The sequence below is a fragment of the Chlamydia sp. 16-02 genome (assembly GCF_042235055.1).
Classification (GTDB): domain Bacteria; phylum Chlamydiota; class Chlamydiia; order Chlamydiales; family Chlamydiaceae; genus Chlamydia.
In genome coordinates, this window is sequence record NZ_CP114172.1 from 260,209 (window position 1) to 278,712 (window position 18,504).

Sequence of the window (18,504 nt, forward strand, 5' to 3'; positions counted from 1 at the left end):
AACTACTACATTCCTAAAAACACATTCATGACTTCTTCAATCGTTGTAACTTGTAGCAATTTCTCACGCCGAGATTCATCTCTAAGTGAAAGAGTTAGTGTAGATAACAGCTTGAGATATTCAGCTTGAGCGTTATCAGGACCTCCGATCAAAAATACTAGACGTACTAAAGCTCCATCTATCGCATCCCAAAGAATCCCTTGAGAATGGATACCTATAGCGATAAAAAAATCAGAACAACTATGTAATTTACCGTGTGGGATTGCCACTCCCATGCCAATACCCGTGGACATAATATTTTCACGAGTCACTAAAGCTTGAAAGAACTCTTCTTTATTCTCAAGTAAGCCTGCGGTACTTGCAAGATCTGTAAGATCTTGAAGAATCTCCTCCCGAGAGCTTTTATTCAAAAACATAATAAGATTGGGGGATAAAAGAGAAAACAAGGAAAAATCAGGTTGACTCTCACAATAGAAAGGCATGTCACTTCTCTCCGGTATGCCCAAAACCTCTACTTCCTCGAGATGTTGCCGTTAATCCTTCTTCTTGATCCACGACTATAAACTTTGCTTGGACTACGGGAGCAACTACAGCTTGAGCAATACGCATCTTAGGCTCGATAATAAAAGTATTCTCTCCAAAATTTGCAAGTATAATACAAATTTCGCCGCGATAATCAGCATCTATTGTTCCCGGAGAATTAACAACCATAATCCCATGTTTTAGAGCCAAACCGCTACGTGGGCGTACCTGCACTTCGTAACCTTGAGGAATTTGCATTTTTATTCCTGTAGGAATTAATACGCGTTGTCCCGGCAATACGGCAACAGGTTCTTCAATATTGGCTCGAAGATCTGCACCCGAGGCGCCTTCTGTGGAATATTCTGGAAGATCTACTCCAGATTCTAATTCACAAAATATAGTCATAAGAACAGTGCCGTGGTTACTATAAGTATCGGGTATGATGTTTCATTCACTGTCATCTGTCAATAAAAAAATTTCTTTAAGGGTCTTAGATAGATCCCTAGGTGCTTTGTCTTGGCCGCCAGTGTATTCTTGAGCACAAAAGTAATCAAGCAAACTCTGCAAAGTACTCTTTAATTGTTTCCTCTCAACCACTTTATCAATCATTCCATGTTCAAGAAGAAATTCAGATTTTTGAGCCCCCTCAGGAAGATCTTCACCTATAACCTGGGCAACAACTCGAGGACCGGCAAAACAGATAAGAGCTTTAGGTTCTGCAATAATCACATCGCCCAAAGAAGCAAAAGAAGCTGTGACTCCTCCAGATGTAGGATTAGTCAAAACAGAGATGTAAGGTAGGCCTGCTTCGTGTAATTTTGCTAAAGCTGCGGAAGTTTTCGCCATCTGCATTAAAGAAAACACAGATTCTTGCATTCTTGCACCTCCGGAAGCGCAAACAATAATTACGGGGAGCTTTGATACTATAGCCTTCTCTACCAGTCGTGTCAGTTTTTCTCCAACGACAGCACCCATAGATCCCGCCATAAAATTGAAATCCATGACAGCCAAAGCTACAGGATGTTCACCTATGGCACAAATACCAACAAGTACTCCCTCACTTTCTGTATTATCTTTTCTAGCCTTAGCTAAACGATTTGGATAAGTATCGGTATCAACAAATTTTAACGGATCTTGTGATTTGAGATTTGTATAGAGAGGACGCCAAGAATCTTTATCAGCTAACAATTTTATCCTCTCAGCCGCAGTAATACGGTAATGATAAGAGCACTTGGGACAACAGTTAAAATTTTGTCCCAATTCATTCGCATGAATCATCTCGTGACAATGCGTGCACTTCAACCAACCGCTAAAACCATCAGCCTTTATCTTTTGCACTTTAATCTTAGGTTTATCGTAAGAAAATAAACGCACAAGCCACCCAATCCAAACTTTTTAGCAGGAGTAATTTTAAATTAAAGTTATTAACTCTTCAATTAAAAATACTCTTTTAATTAGTTAATTCAGAAAATCTTTTTTCAATATATCCCCAATTAATTACTCGAGGAATTGCTTTTAAATAATCTAATCTAACATTTTTATACTGGAGATAGTAAGCATGCTCCCAAACATCTACTCCTAGGAGGGGCACCTTACCAGTGGTCGCCTCTAGAGGATCTTGGTTAACTGTTGCATGTAGCATAAGCTCTTGTTTTTTGGGACAAAAAGCTAGCCATGCCCATCCTGAACCTTGAATAGGAGCTGCAAATTCAATAAATTCTTTTAAGAAATTATCAAAAGTCCCCCAAAACTTTTCAATTAGCTTAAGCAATCCATGTTTTGGAGGCATGCCTCCACCTCGATCTACTGGGGCCAACATTTCCCAAAATAGGGAGTGATTGATATGCCCACCGCCATTAAAACGTATGGCAGGCTCTAAAGAAATAAGACGTGTAAGATCTTGTTGAGCACCGGCAATATCTAATTTTTTCAAAGCATCATTTAAATTATTTATATAACCTTGATGATGCTTCTGATGATGTAAACGCATAATTTCTGCACTAATCACTGGTTCTAGAGCATCGTAATCATAGGGCAATTCAGGTAAAGTATAGGGTACAAAGGTCATAGGGAAGTCCTTCATATCTGTCTTGAGTTCATCAAGAACATGGTTTGGAGATATTCTATTTCATAATGGACAAATCTTGACTCAGATCTCGTATAAAAGAGATAGACCGAGAACAAAAATCTAGCCAGCTTTCTGCAGCGCCAGTGTAGATGCGCTGAAGATATTACTACAAGGGGATTTTAATTTTTATTATTCGGCCTGTAAGGAGGAAAATTTCTCTTTAAATTCGGAAATAAAATTTTCTAATTTTTTCTGACTTTCTTGTTCTCTTTGGACTTGTTCCTGTTTCTTTTCTGCTACCACATCATAACGGTTTACAAGCTCAAAATATAATTTTATTTTAGGCTCTGTACCTGAAGGACGCACTATAATCTTACCCCCACTATTGTAGTAGTAACACAACATAAACATCTTGGGAAGATAGAGTTTATAAGTAGTTCCCGAGGCCGTATTAATTCCTATACCCTGATGATAATTTTCAAATGTTACTACGCTATCCCCTACTAAGGACATAGTAGAAGGATCAAGAGCTGCCAACTTCTCTATTTGGGATTTCATGAAGCTTTCCTTCTCTGGTTCAAAAGATAAGGAGACTGTTTTATTCATAAAATATCCATGAGTCTCATATAAATCTAAAATAGCCTCTCGAAGGGTTTTCCCCTGAAGCTTTTTCTGCAAAGCAGCTTCTGTAATTAACGCTGATGTACTAATAGCATCTTTATCTTCTACATGTGTGCCGTAAAGATAGCCATAGGATTCTTCAGCGCCAAACACATACCTTTCTAATTTATTTCTCCAATCTTCTATTTTCTCTCCAATATACTTAAATCCGGTCCCTACATTCACAATATCGCCACCATAAAACTTTGTGATTGCTGACAACATTTCTGTAGTTACTAAGCTTTTAATCACCTTGTCTTCTTTACCCAAAGGAGAGTAAGCTGACCAAGCATGCAAAATATGATCAGCAAGCAAACAGGCAATTTGATTTCCATTAAATATATAGGGGCGGTTCTCATCTAAACACACAACTCCCAAACGGTCTGCATCAGGGTCTGTAGCTATAAAAATATCATCCTGATTCTTTATCATTTGCTGAATTCCCAAAGTTAGCGCTTCAGGATCTTCAGGATTAGGCAAATGTACCGTAGGAAAACTTCCATCAGGAAGCGCTTGTTTCTCAACAAGCTTAACCATAGGAAAATTCCAATCTTTTAAAACTCGAGGAATCATAGTAACTCCAGTTCCATGGAGTGGAGAATAGCTTACGTGAATTGCCGGTCCTGAAAGACGATTATCTTCAGGATATAGCTGCAATTGGTGTACGGTTTTCGTGTATAAAGCCTCATATTCTTCTCCCACAAAATGAATACAGGGATCTTCTAAAGAATCAACGAGTAAAACTTCTTCAACATCTACTGATGCTCGAATAATCTCCTGATCTAAAGGAGGTAATACTTGCCCTCCTGAAGCCATATAAACCTTGTAGCCATTATACTCTGGAGGATTATGAGAAGCGGTAATCATCACTCCTGCTAAAGCCTGTTGAGATCTTACAGTAAAAGAAACCAAGGCTAGAGGTTCAGGATCTTTAAATATAAGCGCATGAATTTTATTACCCGCGAGAACTTTCGCAGTTTCCTTAGCAAAATCAAAGGAATGATTCCGCGTATCATAACCAATGACTACGCGAATCGAATCCCCAGGATGAGGGTTATGTTTTTTTAATACTTGTGCCAAACCTTGAGTAGCACGTCGCACTGTGAAGATATTAATTCTATTGGTGCCCAATCCCATAGGACTACGTAATCCCCCAGTACCAAAGGCAAGAGTTTTCCCAAATAGTTCCTCAAGACGCTGCGGATTGTTTTCTAGAAGCTCAGCTATAATATCTTCATCGTTTTTACCAAAGTCACTAGATAGCCAAGTCAAGATATTCTTGGCTGTTATAGGGTTACAAAGAGTTTCTATTTTCTGCGGAAGATGCTTCATAAAAGTTCCTAAAAACAAATCGAGATCTTATGCAGTCATAACATAAAAATAGCTCTAGGCAAACAATTTCGTATATTTATCTAAAAGAGAGAAATCTCTTTAGGCAACAGGAATCCCTGCAGAGGAAAAAGCAAGTAGAAGAGCTGTTTCTCCTGGCTTCGGGAAATAAAGCTCGGTGGGATAAGATCCAACAAAAAAGACTCCCTGACCTACCTTATCGCCTGATAGAGATAAGAGTAACTGACAATCTTCTTCCCTTTCGCTGATGCTATCTTCAGGGAAAACCCAAAAATCACTGACTAATAATAATCTAGGTCGATGTACGAGATTAGCAGCAAAAATATCCAAATGTCGCTTTTTAACTAAAGCTGCCACTTCAGGAAGGGTGCGGAAAATATTGTCTCTCCAGCGCGCATCTAGTGTATTTTTGGAGATGGATTCCACGAAATGTCTTAGTTTTGTTTCTAGAGAAAAACAATCGTCCGCAGAGACCAGATCTTCGAATAATATACTACCTTGATTTTGAAAATGGCGCAGGTGTTCTAAATGTAGAACAATCCTCATACTTATCCATTTAAGAGAGTGTAACCAAAAGTACTATAGACTTTAAGCCCTTTTCCGCCTATAAAAAAACTCCGATAACTAATGCGTTATATTTTAATAGGGCAACATTTCATAATTTTATGAATAATCTGATCAACATTAAAGAAGTTGAAGCTAAATTAAATTTTACATTTACTCAACCGAAACTCTTAGTTACTGCTCTCACACATCCTTCTTATAGGAATGAGACTGTGACTATTACCGAAGATAGCGAGCGTTTGGAATTCTTAGGAGACGCCGTGTTATGCTTAATCGTAACCGAACACTTATTCCTATTATTTCCTTCCATGGATGAGGGCACGTTGTCCACAGCACGTGCAGCTTTGATAAATGCAGTTTCTTGCTGCCAATATACTGATGCATTAGGATTAGGAGAATACTTACTTATAGGTAAAGGAGAAAGGATTCAAAATGAGCGAGGAAGAACCTCAGCTTATGCTAATTTATTTGAGGCTATTCTAGGCGCTGTTTATCTAGATGGGGGCTTAGCTCCAGCAAGACAAATTACCGTACCTCTGCTGCCCTCAAAAAAGGATATCCTTCCCCTTATGCTAGGAAATCCGAAAAATCGTCTGCAACAGCTCACGCAAAAACAATTGCGTACATTACCCATATATCAATCCACCCCGTGGACATCCCAACAAGGTGCCCCAGGTTACCATATTCGGGTAACAGTCAATGATGAAGTTTGGGGTGAAGGATTTGCCTTATCGAAAAAAGAAGCCGAGAAGTTAGCGGCTCAAGAAGCTTTAGATGCCCATGACTACGAAGATAAAAACACAATGGACTTGTAATGAATGCGGAACCAATACACCAAAATGGTTAGGTCAATGTCCAGGATGCCTACAATGGAATACATTTATTGAAGAACTCGTCTCCCCTTCTCAAAATGGAAGACGTTCTCGATCGCAAGCAACTGCAGTATCTTTGAATACTGTAGAGCTTCGCGAAGAAGAACGTTTATGCATAGGAGAACCCGGTTGGGATCGGATTCTAGGCGGTGGCGCCGTTCGTGGTAGTCTTACTCTATTAGGTGGTGATCCAGGAATTGGAAAATCTACTTTACTTTTACAAACATCAGCAAAATTTGCTAATCGAGGTCTTAAAGTCCTCTATGTTTGCGGAGAGGAATCTGTAACGCAAACCTCTTTAAGAGCACGGCGTTTAAAAATTTCCAGTGCAAACATCTACCTATTCCCCGAAACAAACCTTGATGATATTAAACAACAAATAGCAACACTCAACCCCGATATTTTAATCATCGACTCTATCCAAATCGTATTTAATCCTGCATTGCATTCTTCTCCAGGATCCGTAGCTCAAGTACGAGAAGTGACTTCTGAGCTGATGCATATTGCTAAACAATCACAAATCACAACTTTTGTTATAGGTCATGTAACAAAATCTGGAGAAATTGCTGGTCCTAGAGTCTTAGAACACCTTGTAGACACTGTTTTATACTTTGAAGGTAATTCACACGCCAATTATCGTATGATACGCTCTGTAAAAAATCGTTTTGGCCCTACGAATGAATTGCTTATTCTATCTATGCATACTGATGGATTAAAAGAAGTTACTAATCCTTCTGGTCTCTTTTTACAAGAAAAAATTACAGAAACCACGGGTTCCGTAATTATTCCTATTATCGAAGGATCTGAAACTCTTCTTATCGAAATGCAAGCTTTGGCATCATCTTCTCCGTTTGCAAATCCGATTAGAAAAACTTCAGGATTCGATCAGAATCGATTTTTGCTACTCTTAGCTGTCCTAGAAAAGCGCGCTCAAATAAAATTCCATACCGCTGATGTTTTTCTATCCATAGCTGGAGGATTAAAAATCACAGAACCTGCTGCAGATTTAGGTGCAGGACTTGCTGTAGTGTCATCATTATATAATCGCCTTTCTCCTCAAAATTATACATTTACTGGAGAAATAGGCTTAGGAGGCGAAATCCGTCACGTTACCCATTTAGAAAGACGTCTTAAAGAAAGTAAGCTCATGGGTTTTGAAGGTGCTGTGATTCCGGAAGGACAAATTTCGGGATTATCTTCTGAAATTAAAGATCATTTAGATATTCGAGGGGTGAAAACTATAAAAGATGCTATCCGACTGCTACACTGATCCTTTTCTTTCTGATTTTTGCGTAGGACGACGTCCCTTACGCATAGCTTCTCGAAGATCTACCTTAGCACAAGCTCAGGTACACGAATGCGCTCGTCTTCTTCATTCATGGTTTCCTAAACTTTGGATTCAGATACATGCAGTAAACACTCGTGGAGATAAAGATAAAATTACTCCTCTACGCCTCGTAGAAAATTCACAATTCTTCACGGATGCTGTGGATAAGCTTGTCCTTCGAGGCCACTGCCATCTTGCTGTGCATTCCGCTAAAGACCTCCCTGATCCATCAACGACCTCCGTTGTAGCAATAACAAAAGGTTTAGACCCTTCAGACCTTTTAATTTATGGCGAACGTTACCTTTGGAAACGATTTCCTAAAAACCCTAGGCTCGGGAGCTCTTCTTTGCGTCGGGGAGAAATGTTAAAAACCCTATTTCCTAAGGGACAGATTCTGGATATTCGAGGTACAATAGAAGAGAGACTGGAGCAGCTAGAAAGCGGAAAATATGACGCTATTGTTGTTGCCAAAGCTGCCATTATTAGATTACACTTAAAATTACCTTACACTAAAGTACTTCCTCCCCCTTATCATCCTCTTCAAGGACGTCTAAGCATTACTGCAGCAAAAAATATCGAAGCTTGGAAAAAATTTTTACTCCCGTTAAATACATCGAACATTGCTCAAGACAAACTCTTAATCTCCATTTAATCTAAAAATATAGCTTAGATTATATCTAAAGCAGACTGTAATAAACGTTATTAGAATAAATCAGTAAAAAATAGCGTTAATAAATAATTAAAATAAACAATGTTGCAATCATAAATCATAAAATTCATGAGGCAATATCATGTTTACCGCGTACGTTACCCTGCCTACTCATATACACACTACAAGTAGAAATACTTTGATATCTGTTCCCACAACAAAAATTGCTGTGTGTAAATCAGCATATTTTCCTGAAATTAGCATGCGCTTCTTAGTTTTCCCAATTTCAGGACTCATTTTTACAATTTTCCTAATTTATCGTAGATTCACGGTAATGCGCAATGCCTATTCAATTTTAAATTATACTCCTAATCAAAGCTGTGCTAATAAACTTTGCTCTCGTGTACATCCTAAATATTATCTTCCCTTAACTGCATTTGGAATTTTAGGAGGTATAGGAGTGTTAGCCCCCTTTCTTATTATTGGAATTATTGCTTACTTGATTATCAAAATTTTAAAAAAACTCTATACTTTTATTTGAGTTTATGGGAAAATGCTTTCGCTTATTTTTTTTCTCTACTGAAATAAACAATCAAATTTTTTAAAAACTGACACACCCAACTTCTAAATAAAGAAAAAATCTCTAGAGAAAAACTTTAAATAGCCAGTAATTAAATTTTTAAAGAAGGTAGTTCCCTTATGCCTCTTGTTGCCACAATTATTCCTGCTCACCCCCATGTAAACTCAAACGGGTATAGATCAGATGTAGCAGCATCTACTGTGTTACATGCTCCAAAATATCTACTCGATCCGGATGCCAAATTACATCGAATTCAAAAGCTTGTTTCCTGTATTCCCATTGCGGGTTTATTGATAGCAGGCCGTCTTATTTATCAAAAATCTCTGATGAATAAGGAATATGCGAAGCTAGACTACACCCCCAACCAAAAATGTACGAGTTCAATCTGTTCTAAATTAGATCCAAGTCATTTAAATCTTGGTATTGGTGTTGCTATTTTCGGTGGATTAGGTCTGCTATTCCCAATTATACTGCTTGTAGGCTTTGCTCTATTGATCATGGCTCTCTATTCGAAAATAACAGCATATTGCCGTGGTTCTTAACCTAATCAACTGTTATAAAGTCCATTCCATGAGTAATCAACGTGCTTAAGATTGAGTTTGAGGGTGTTTTTATTATAAAATGCCCTGAAACTATTAAATTTGAGTTTTTGCGAATTACAAGATTCTTAAGAAAAATAAAATCCTAATAAAACTATTTTTTAATGATATTTTGTTAAAATATCTTAACTTATTGTTGAATTAGCCATAGAGATTGCAGTGCAAACTAAATTAAGATTTCTTGTGTTTAAGAAAAGTTATGGAACTAATTTAATAAATAGAAATAAAATAGTTTGGTTTTAGTTCAAAACTTATTGTTCTCATTGAAATATAATTCACTACGACCTTTTCTAAATTCTAATTTAACAAGTAGGGATTTATGGGAATAGTTCAAATTCCTCAACATACACACGTGAACGAAAACGGCAGCATTTGTCAAACATCCGTTGCCATATTACCTGAGGCAATTCACGGCTGTCCTATGGCTATAGAAGCTATGATGACCAGACTTCAGCATATCCCTATGGTCTTGATTCCCATTGTAGGGCTGATTTACGCTGGTATCTTCTACTATAGATATGTACAGGCTCGGGCCGCCTTCAAAGGAGTGAACAATTTCACCCCAAATACAAAATGCCCTCGATGCCGAGAAACGGCACAGATTATGTGTTTACCTATAATCATCAGTGTTTTGGGTGGTTTAGGCTTTATGTTACCTCTACTTATTCTTCTTATTCCTATTCTTTTAATTATAGGCTTATCGAAAGCTATTTTTGGTATTGGTAAAGGGATAGCGGCGGGAATAAAATACTGCTCAAAGAGAAATCTGGATAACGTTGATATTTAAAACCTATCTGCAAGCTTATACTAGACACAAGGCTTCAAAGCCATTTCAGGATACTTTGCACGAGAATGTAAAGCGCTATAGAGTGTTTTGACCATAGTCTCACAGATGGTCGTAAGCTCATCCAAAGTTATTGGAGAATCTGCAAATTGTCCATCATGTATTTTCCCAGACACAATCTTATCTACGAGATCCCGTAAAGCCACCATACTTGTTCCCTCTAAAGAACGCGCCGCTGCTTCAAATGAATCTGCAATCATAATAATTGTGGATTCTTTAGAGGATGGTTTTCTTCCTGGATAACGGAAAAGTTCCTCGTCTGAAGTTCCTGTGTTGGGATTATTTTGTAAATGACGATGATAAGGAGAAAGAATGACTGATGTACCATGATGCTCTTCAATAACACGAATAAAAGAGTCGGGAAGACCGGCCTTCCTAGCCAACTCTACTCCTTCAGGAATATGCCGCATAATCATTCTAGCACTCTCTATCGGAGAGAGACTACTTTTTGATGTTCCAAGCATTTGATGATTTTCAAGAAAGAATCCTGGATTAATTAACTTACCAATATCGTGATATTGCGCCACAACACGACAGAAAAGCCCATCAGCATGAATAGCATTAGCTGCGGATTCTGCAAGGATACCTACTAAAACTGAATGCTGGTAAGTCCCAGGGGCCTGTTCGAAGAGTCTCTTTAATAAAGGGTAGTCGGAGTCTAAATAGGCTAATAAATGATTATGAGTACAGGCGCCGAAAGAAGATTCAAATACAGGAATTAAGGCTCCAACACCTAAAGCAGTAATCAAGCTATAAACAAAACTTCCTAAACAATCCGCACGGAAAGCTGTTATAGATGCGGCACCGAAGAACAAACGGAATCCTGTTAAAATTGCCGTGGATACCCACCATAACTTCATACAACACCAAAACAGTGAAGATAGACGCGTTACTCGGCTCAATGTGAATAAAATCCTCCATGAACTTAATAAGTTCATAGCAAGGAACCAACTATTGTTCCAAATATCTGATTCTAAAGTATAGAGAACTCCTAAAAATGTGCAGGAAGCTCCTGCAAGAGGAATGCCTACAAGATGACCAAGAAGAATAGCTGTAAAAGGAAGAATCAGCGGATAGGAAAGATAAATTTCCCAACTTTGTGGGCCTAGAGCACAAAGAGTCTCTGTAATCTTTACTCCGATCAATGATAGGGAAAAGATAGCAATATAGAGCATAAAACGTTTTGGCGACATCAATAACTCAGGACAAAACGTTACCAATGAACGATAGCCCCAAATTAAAATAACTACCACCAAAATAAGAACTCCTAAAGCTCCCCGGCAAGAAAATAACGTTGTTGAGGAGACGAGTTGGTGACGTAAGCAGCGAAGGATTTTTGCATCTCTTGCACTAATCCTTTGATACTGCCTTATAATAGAACTGCCCTTAGGAAAATGCTCCAATCGCCGTGTTCCAAGTAAATCTCCTTTAACATAGCCTGATTTTTCCTTATCAACAGCGATATCTAAAGACTTCTCTTTTAGATTATCTATAATATGCAATCTACAAGATACCGGACAATTTTCAGACCTTAAGAAATTATCCACATGTGCAACACATTGATGTATAACTTCCCTAGAATCAGCACTTACATGAATTCCCAGCAAACGATCTCTTTCTTTCAGAGCCGAGGGACGCAAATGAAGATCTTGAAGACAAGTTTCTGTAGAGTTATCTATAAATCCCACGGCGCCGAGAAAATCTTGAGTTTTTTTTAGCCACCGTCGTGTTTCTTCTTCTTCGGGTTCTTCAAAACAAGTGTTTTCAGAAATACGGTAGACCTTTCCAAATACTTCAGGAACTTCGGCAGTCTTACTATAGAATGCATGTACGTTCCAACTTATAGAAAATTCGATAGGAGAACTCAGAGATACTTGAGCAATATCCCCCTCCTTATATACAGGAATATGAAGAACTCTAAGGTAGATAAAAGAAAATAACGTTAAACCAAAAATAGCCGTAATACCAAAATATAAAAGATATCTTGACCACGGCCGATCTATTTCAGCAGTAGTACAGCTACGGTAAGTTTGCCTACGGTCTTCCATTTGCTTGATCATATGCTCAATACAGGCTATATCTATTATTTTTTAGCTATCACACCAAAGAACAAAACACCATTTTTTATTCAAAACTAGCACTTCTATCTTTTCACAAATAAACTCTGTCACTTGCAAACAAGAAAACTCAAAAAATTCATAGGAAATGACATCACTTAAAGCACATTATCATGATTTGTGAACTTTGCTCTATTTTAATTAAGAATTTCATACTATTGACTATAGCTTGATATATGACAAAGAAAAATGACGATTTCTCATGGCACTCCATACCTTATCTAAACAACACCATGTTCTATCTAATGCACCAATATATTCATTAAAGAGGGACAATTTCCAACCCTTTATACTATAGTGAACATAGAAAAACTGTCCCTAATTGCAAATTCATTAGTGGACGCATTTTTGGGACACTCAGTCTAGGAATCCCAGGAAAAATAGTCACCTGAATTAAATAAAAAAACTCCTCGCAAGAATTTTTAGAGGCTTAATAAATGACATCTACAACATATCAAGTTTCTTCTAGAAAGTACCGTCCACAAACATTTTCCGAAATTCTCGGACAAGATGCTGTAGTTACTGTTTTAAAAAATGCCTTAAAATTTCAACGTGTAGCGCATGCTTATTTATTTTCAGGAATTCGCGGAACAGGGAAGACAACCTTAGCAAGAATTTTTGCTAAAGCATTGAATTGTATAGAACCAACTTCTAATAACGAACCTTGCAATCACTGTTGTGTTTGCAAAGAAATCTCTTTAGGAAACTCCCTAGATGTTATAGAAATTGATGGCGCTTCCCACAGAGGTATCGAAGATATTCGTCAGATCAATGAAACGGTCCTCTTCACCCCAGCGAAATCGCAATACAAAATCTATATCATCGATGAAGTGCATATGCTGACAAAAGAGGCTTTTAATTCCCTATTGAAGACTCTGGAAGAACCTCCTAGTCATGTAAAATTTTTCTTGGCCACTACAGAAAATTATAAAATTCCTGGAACAATTTTAAGCCGTTGTCAAAAAATGCACTTAAAAAGAATCCCAGAGACAATGATTGTAGATAAGTTAGTATCTATATCTCAAGAAAACTCCATAGAGACTTCTCGTGAAGCTCTTCTTCCTATTGCTAGGGCAGCTCAAGGAAGCCTCCGCGATGCAGAATCTCTTTATGATTATGTCATAGGGTTATTTCCTAAATCCTTATCCCAAGAGTCTGTATCTGATGCTTTAGGTGTAGTCTCTCAGGATACTCTTTGCACTTTGGCGGAGTGCATCCGCACACAAAAATACGCCGAAGCCCTACAGCCAGTGACTACTGCAATAAATTCTGGAGTAGCGCCAATAACCTTTCTTCATGACCTTACTGTTTTCTATCGTGACGTACTTCTTAATAAAGATCAGGTAAATTCCCCTCTATCAGCAACGGCAATGCATTATTCTAGCGAATGTTTACTAGAAATCATTGACTTTCTCGGAGAAGCAGCGAAACATCTACAACAAACTATCTTCGAAAAAACATTTTTAGAGACCGTAATTGTTCATCTAATTCGGATATGCCAACGTCCTTCTTTAGAAACTCTGTTTTCACAACTTAAAACATCAACTTTTGACACACCTAAAACTATCTCCCAACAGCAAGAATCGCCTAAATCTATTATACCAATTGAAAAGCACTACGAAGAACAAAGTTTCTTGTCTTCATCTTCGAAATCTCCCATTCCTAAAGAACCTTCCTATCAAAAAGAGACTTCCCCTTCTTTAGTAGGATCAGCTACTATAGATACGCTTTTACAATTTGCTGTTGTTGAGTTTTCAGGAATTTTAACTAAGGAGTAAACATGGGCAGTGGATATGCTAAAAAGAAAAAGGAAGCAAAAATCATGGAGCAGCAATTCCTAGAAATGGAAGCTTCTCTAGAACAAAAACGCTATGAAGGACAAGCAGGTAACGGACTCGTTTCTGTAGTGATCAATGGCAAATGTGATATTGTTTCTGTAAAAGTACAGCCCACATGTCTTGATCCTGAAGAACCTGAAGTTATTGAAGATCTCTTTCGTTCAGCATTTAAAGAAGCCAAAGAAGCTATGGATAAAGAGATGTCTGTAATGCGTGCAGGAATGCCTTTTTAAGATAGTAGGGCCTGAACTTCTTCGCAGGTCCTTGCTCTTAATAATTTCTCGGTATGCTCTACACAATTACTCAAATTCAAAGAAGCTATTTTCTCTCTTAGCTCTACAATAGCTGGCATAGCAACAGACAATTCCTGAACTCCCAATCCTAAGAAAAATGGTGTTAAAGATAGATTTGCTGCAGCCTCTCCACAAATAGATGTATAGACGTCATGCTGCTTAGCATTAGACACTACATGGCGAATCATTCGCATTACCGAAGGATGAAGTGGATTATCGAGGTAATAAGGTAGAACTCTTTCTCTGTTATTTCCTAAGGCGTATTGCATAAGATCGTTGGTACCTATAGAAATAAAATTACATTCTTGAAGAATCTCATCGATCATCAATACAGCTGAGGGAATTTCTATCATACTTCCCCAGACAATATTTTCTATATTATGATCCTTATTAAACGAACGACGTACATTCTCTAATCGACGTTTCACTTCTATAATTTCTATAACATCCGCTGTTCCAGGAATTAATACTTTTAAAGGACCTAATACCGAAGCTGTTAAAATAGCCCTAAGCTGATCATCAAGCATTTGAGAATTCTTCAATAAATAACGTATTGAACGTTCTTGAATAGGATCTTGACCAGGGCACGGCTTATCCTCTCCAAAATCAAATAAACGCAAAACAGACACGCGCTCTGGAAATAAAGCTAAAGATTTATATACCACGGCTTGTTCTTCTTCCGTAGGCAACCTATCTTCCGCAATCGCCAGGAATTCGGAACGAAATAGCCCAATAGATGTTTGAGGGAAAAATTCTGAAAGCATACGCACTTCTTCAAGACTAGCGGCATGAGAAGACACTATTGCATGAGGTGATGCTTGTGGATAGGATTTTACACTGTAAGATGTGCTTTTTTGCTTATAACAATTCTCAAGCGTCTTTGACTTAGGATTAAAGATAATCTCACCACGAATACCATCAATAAGTACAAGCTTACCCGAGTATTCTTGAATACGTTCCCAGTTTTCATGAGAAAAATTTGCTAAATACGGAATATTTTTTGCTCTAGAAACAATAGCAGTATGCGACGTCGGAGCACCAACTAAGGAAACGAATCCTCGAATATAGGAGGGATTAGCACTGGCAACTTCTGACGGAGTAAGCTCTTGGGAAAACACAATGATATTTTGATCTGCATCCCCCAAAGAACTCTTATGTTGACAACATAAATGACCAATCACACGATTAGAAATATCATGAATATCTTGAACACGATCTACAGCTAAAGAGACTCCTTGTACAGCTGTTAAAGATTCTTCTATTTTCCCCATGACAGAAGAAAAGACGTATTCAGCATTCTTACGATCTTTTCTGATAGTATTCACAACCTCTTCAGTCAAAATAGGATCTTTAATTATCTCTAAATGAGCCTGTAGTATCGAAGATATCTCTTGTTGCCCTTGTTTTCCTTGAACTTCTTGTTCTAGGGCAACAATATCAGATTTAGAACGATTCAATGCTTTATAGTAACGATGTATCTCATGTTCTACTTCCTCTTGGGGTAAAGTAAGTTCATGAATTTGCAAAGGAGAGGTTCCCAGAAAAAAAGCTTTTCCTATGGCCACCCCAGAAACTAAAGTCATTCCGGGAACTCGCCATTCTTCATTTTGTTCTACAGAAGGCGCGGGCGTGTTCATCTACAACTCTCCAAAACCTGAATCAAAAGCATCCTGCACTTTCTGCAGTACTCGATTCGCATCTTTTCCTTTAATACGCACAAAAATCTTTCCATTTTGTGGTGCTCCTAATATGAGTATGCTCATTATACTTTTCGCATTTACTGTTTTCCCTGCATAGGTAAAGCTTGCTTCGCAATCTTCACCATCAAACAATTTAACAATAGCGCCAGCAGGGCGAACGTGTATTCCAGAAGTATTTTTCACAACACATACACATGTCAGTTCATCATCACCTTGAGAATCCACAGGAACTTCCACATCCTCGACATCTAAAACACATTCTCGACATTCATCCACCATATACCTCTTCACTATGTAAGTAGTTTTCTAACCAAGAAAGAAAGGAAGGATAATGACTTGTAGTTAAATGTAAAAGCTCAATACTTTCTAAACTTCTATGAAGTAAACTATCCTCACTCAACAATACATTTGGTGAAGGACAATCTCTACGCACTTCGGGATCAAAAAGGAAACATTGGTAAGCCAAAGGTTCTTCATAACCATAGAAAGGAAAAATCCCCAAAGAAGTACAATTATCTTCGGGAGAGATCTTTTCTAAACGTAGTAACAACTCTCGCAACTTATGTTGAACTTTGGCTAAAGAACGGCAGGGAAAAATTCCCTCATCTTCCCATTTTCCAAATCCATTATGAATCGTGAAAAACTTCTGATAATCACTATCCCCTAGTTTAGGAAAACAATGTCCATCGACCTCTAATAAAGGAGGCTCACCTTGAAAACCACAACGCCCATCGCCAAAAGTATAGAGCATTTTTACATCATAGGGTTCATTAGCAGAGCGATAAATATAAACATCCAGACTATCTAATAGAGAAAAAAAACGACAAATACCCGGGAATTGATTATCATCAACTCCCAAAACAGTAAGCCAATACTCTTGGCAAAAATCTAATCTATCCTTTTTTGATAATCCCATCAGCTCGTACCAGCCTCGGGGCAAACGAGGAGCTTTCTTGGAGATCTCTTCCCAAGACATTTCTTCACGTAATTGCTCTATAGAATACACTTCAAGAGTGGGAAAAGAATGAACCGATGTTAAAACGTTTTGAAACTTTTTCATCCTCTGTCCTTATTCAAACTTTTTATTCCCTGTGGATACAGCTAATTCATTCTTGTCGATACTTTCAACGACAACACCCTCTATTAATCTGCGCACTCTATTGGCTAACGGGGACTCTAGCGCGTACCCATCCTTTATGCGGGATATTCTTACTTCTAGTTCTTTCCCTTTTTATTCCCAAACAACAACGTAAACAACAACTCTTTATGGGAATTTTCTGGATTATACCCCTGATGACTCTATCAGAACCTTCTTCTATTCATAAAGGACAATCATCAGGAAGCTTTATCATTAAATCTGGAAGAGAAAATAGATATTTTGGAGAAGCTGTTCACCTACAATATCCCTGTGGACAAAAACACCGGCATGTTCCTTGTATTATTCTTATAGACGCACATTTAGAACTAAATAAAAAATACTACATCCAAGGAACAACGCTAGATCATACATCCCAAATTATTTTTAAGTCTAATGGTTGCTATGAAGAAATACAGCCAATAAAAATAGCATGTATTCAACATAAATTACGAGAATCATGTCATAAACGTATTTTACATTTATTTTCTTCTGGGGAATCAGGAAGATTCGCCTCTAGCCTTCTTCTTGGCACTCCCTTACCAAAACATCTAAAAGAAATTTTCAAAAGTAAAGGACTAGCCCACCTATTTGCTATTTCTGGATGGCATTTTTCCCTATTCGCCTCAGCTCTATTTTTCCTTTTTGGTATTTTCCCAACAAAAATAAAATATTTTCTTACTTTTGTTGTGCTTTCGGGACTAACGCTATTGTTTCCCTGGTCTCCTTCGGTATGGAGAGCATGGATTTCTTTATCACTAATTTGTCTTTCTCCTTTTTCTTCAGGATACTGCTCTAGTCTGAATCGTTTAGGGATCGGATGTATTTTGTGTTCTTTAGTATTCTCGCCCCTATCTCCAGCTTTCGCTCTCAGCTTTTTAGCTACTTTGGGTATTTTACTTTTCTTCCCTCATCTATTTCGTTTTTTCTATACACCCTGGAAAGAAATAACTCCTGAATATTTACTTCCCTTTATTCGCTATTTCTGGGGAGCCCTATCTATAGCACTAGCCTCACAGATCTTTCTCTTTTTCCCTGCAGTGAACTTCTTTGGGTATTTTCCACTGGATGGTCTAATCTATAACCTCTTTTTTCCCCTAATTATCCTTCCGATTTTTTCCCTTATTCTCATTTCTTTGATTTTTCCGTTTGTCGCCCCGATGACAAAATTTTGTATTTCGTGGATTATCTCGCATCCGCTTCTTCATAGTCATAATTTTCTGACATCCCTATCCCCCGCCCCTACGTCTCCAGAAAAACTCACTGTGATTCTCATTCTTCTATTTTTGCTTGGCGTTAGCCTAGAAAAAACAAAAACAACAGGAAATCTACCCTTAACCAATTCTATTTCTGAACTATAGAAAAATTTTTCATTCACAATAAAAT

The 18,504-nt window shown here is 37.8% G+C and carries 18 protein-coding genes and 1 pseudogene; 9 read left to right on the forward strand and 10 right to left on the reverse strand.

Going from position 1 to position 18,504, the window contains the following annotated elements; genetic code table 11:
* Window positions 1-5: 5 nt before the first annotated feature.
* The 6 genes from O1W70_RS01115 to O1W70_RS01140 form a co-directional block, all read right to left on the reverse strand.
* Entirely contained in the window at window positions 6-482 is a 477-nt protein-coding gene (locus O1W70_RS01115; RefSeq protein ID WP_332381284.1) for a PTS sugar transporter subunit IIA, read from the reverse strand.
* Window position 483: 1 nt separating this feature from the next.
* Window positions 484-927 (reverse strand): dUTP diphosphatase, encoded by a 444-nt coding sequence (gene dut, locus O1W70_RS01120; RefSeq protein ID WP_332381283.1) that lies wholly within the window; start codon window positions 925-927, stop codon window positions 484-486.
* Between the two features lie 42 nt (window positions 928-969).
* On the reverse strand, window positions 970-1,896 hold the full coding sequence (accD, locus tag O1W70_RS01125; protein WP_332381282.1) for an acetyl-CoA carboxylase, carboxyltransferase subunit beta: 927 nt from the start codon (window positions 1,894-1,896) through the stop codon (window positions 970-972).
* 76 nt (window positions 1,897-1,972) lie between these two features.
* Window positions 1,973-2,590, reverse strand: coding sequence for a superoxide dismutase (locus tag O1W70_RS01130; protein WP_332381281.1), 618 nt, complete (start codon window positions 2,588-2,590; stop codon window positions 1,973-1,975).
* 189 nt (window positions 2,591-2,779) lie between these two features.
* Window positions 2,780-4,582 carry a phospho-sugar mutase gene (locus O1W70_RS01135; protein ID WP_332381280.1) on the reverse strand — a complete coding sequence of 601 codons (1,803 nt, stop codon included), beginning with the start codon at window positions 4,580-4,582 and terminating at the stop codon, window positions 2,780-2,782.
* A gap of 99 nt (window positions 4,583-4,681) precedes the next feature.
* Complete coding sequence (locus tag O1W70_RS01140; protein ID WP_332381279.1) at window positions 4,682-5,146, reverse strand: DUF5070 domain-containing protein; 465 nt, start codon at window positions 5,144-5,146, stop codon at window positions 4,682-4,684.
* A gap of 119 nt (window positions 5,147-5,265) precedes the next feature.
* Between O1W70_RS01140 and rnc the strand changes: the two genes are divergently transcribed.
* From rnc to O1W70_RS01170, 6 genes are all read left to right on the forward strand, one after another.
* Window positions 5,266-5,979: a ribonuclease III gene (rnc, locus tag O1W70_RS01145; protein WP_332381278.1), complete on the forward strand. Its 714-nt coding sequence runs from the start codon at window positions 5,266-5,268 to the stop codon at window positions 5,977-5,979.
* Window positions 5,945-7,306 (forward strand): DNA repair protein RadA, encoded by a 1,362-nt coding sequence (gene radA / locus O1W70_RS01150; protein WP_332381277.1) that lies wholly within the window; start codon window positions 5,945-5,947, stop codon window positions 7,304-7,306. Before rnc ends, radA begins: the two co-directional genes overlap by 35 nt.
* Complete coding sequence (locus O1W70_RS01155) at window positions 7,284-8,015, forward strand: hydroxymethylbilane synthase (RefSeq protein WP_332381275.1); 732 nt, start codon at window positions 7,284-7,286, stop codon at window positions 8,013-8,015. Before radA ends, O1W70_RS01155 begins: the two co-directional genes overlap by 23 nt.
* Window positions 8,016-8,154: 139 nt before the next feature.
* Window positions 8,155-8,553 carry a hypothetical protein gene (locus tag O1W70_RS01160; RefSeq protein WP_332381273.1) on the forward strand — a complete coding sequence of 133 codons (399 nt, stop codon included), beginning with the start codon at window positions 8,155-8,157 and terminating at the stop codon, window positions 8,551-8,553.
* 158 nt (window positions 8,554-8,711) lie between these two features.
* Window positions 8,712-9,134 carry a hypothetical protein gene (locus tag O1W70_RS01165; protein WP_332381271.1) on the forward strand — a complete coding sequence of 141 codons (423 nt, stop codon included), beginning with the start codon at window positions 8,712-8,714 and terminating at the stop codon, window positions 9,132-9,134.
* Window positions 9,135-9,510: 376 nt separating this feature from the next.
* Complete coding sequence (locus tag O1W70_RS01170; protein ID WP_332381269.1) at window positions 9,511-9,978, forward strand: hypothetical protein; 468 nt, start codon at window positions 9,511-9,513, stop codon at window positions 9,976-9,978.
* A gap of 20 nt (window positions 9,979-9,998) precedes the next feature.
* Here O1W70_RS01170 and O1W70_RS01175 read toward each other — a convergent pair whose 3' ends face one another.
* Complete coding sequence (locus tag O1W70_RS01175; RefSeq protein WP_332381266.1) at window positions 9,999-12,095, reverse strand: HDIG domain-containing metalloprotein; 2,097 nt, start codon at window positions 12,093-12,095, stop codon at window positions 9,999-10,001.
* A 494-nt stretch (window positions 12,096-12,589) separates the two neighbouring features.
* On the opposite strand from O1W70_RS01175, the pseudogene dnaX reads away from it, so the two are divergent.
* Both dnaX and O1W70_RS01185 read left to right on the forward strand, forming a co-directional pair.
* Window positions 12,590-13,952, forward strand: a pseudogene (gene dnaX, locus O1W70_RS01180) (DNA polymerase III subunit gamma/tau).
* Window positions 13,933-14,223: a YbaB/EbfC family nucleoid-associated protein gene (locus tag O1W70_RS01185; RefSeq protein WP_332381263.1), complete on the forward strand. Its 291-nt coding sequence runs from the start codon at window positions 13,933-13,935 to the stop codon at window positions 14,221-14,223. Before dnaX ends, O1W70_RS01185 begins: the two are co-directional and overlap by 20 nt.
* Here O1W70_RS01185 and ptsP read toward each other — a convergent pair.
* The 3 genes from ptsP to O1W70_RS01200 are packed head-to-tail and all read right to left on the reverse strand — an operon-like array spanning window position 14,220 to window position 17,043.
* Window positions 14,220-15,920: a phosphoenolpyruvate--protein phosphotransferase gene (ptsP, locus tag O1W70_RS01190; RefSeq protein WP_332381260.1), complete on the reverse strand. Its 1,701-nt coding sequence runs from the start codon at window positions 15,918-15,920 to the stop codon at window positions 14,220-14,222. The two genes, O1W70_RS01185 and ptsP, sit on opposite strands and share 4 nt — an antisense overlap.
* On the reverse strand, window positions 15,921-16,262 hold the full coding sequence (locus O1W70_RS01195) for an HPr family phosphocarrier protein (protein ID WP_375797245.1): 342 nt from the start codon (window positions 16,260-16,262) through the stop codon (window positions 15,921-15,923).
* Window positions 16,252-17,043 carry a hypothetical protein gene (locus O1W70_RS01200; protein ID WP_332381258.1) on the reverse strand — a complete coding sequence of 264 codons (792 nt, stop codon included), beginning with the start codon at window positions 17,041-17,043 and terminating at the stop codon, window positions 16,252-16,254. The genes O1W70_RS01195 and O1W70_RS01200 overlap by 11 nt, the downstream gene beginning before the upstream one ends.
* Here O1W70_RS01200 and O1W70_RS01205 point away from each other — a divergent pair.
* The gene (locus O1W70_RS01205; protein WP_332381256.1) at window positions 17,016-18,479 is read left to right on the forward strand and encodes a ComEC/Rec2 family competence protein; all 1,464 of its coding nucleotides are present in this window, start codon (window positions 17,016-17,018) and stop codon (window positions 18,477-18,479) included. The two genes, O1W70_RS01200 and O1W70_RS01205, sit on opposite strands and share 28 nt — an antisense overlap.
* Window positions 18,480-18,504 lie beyond the last annotated feature (25 nt).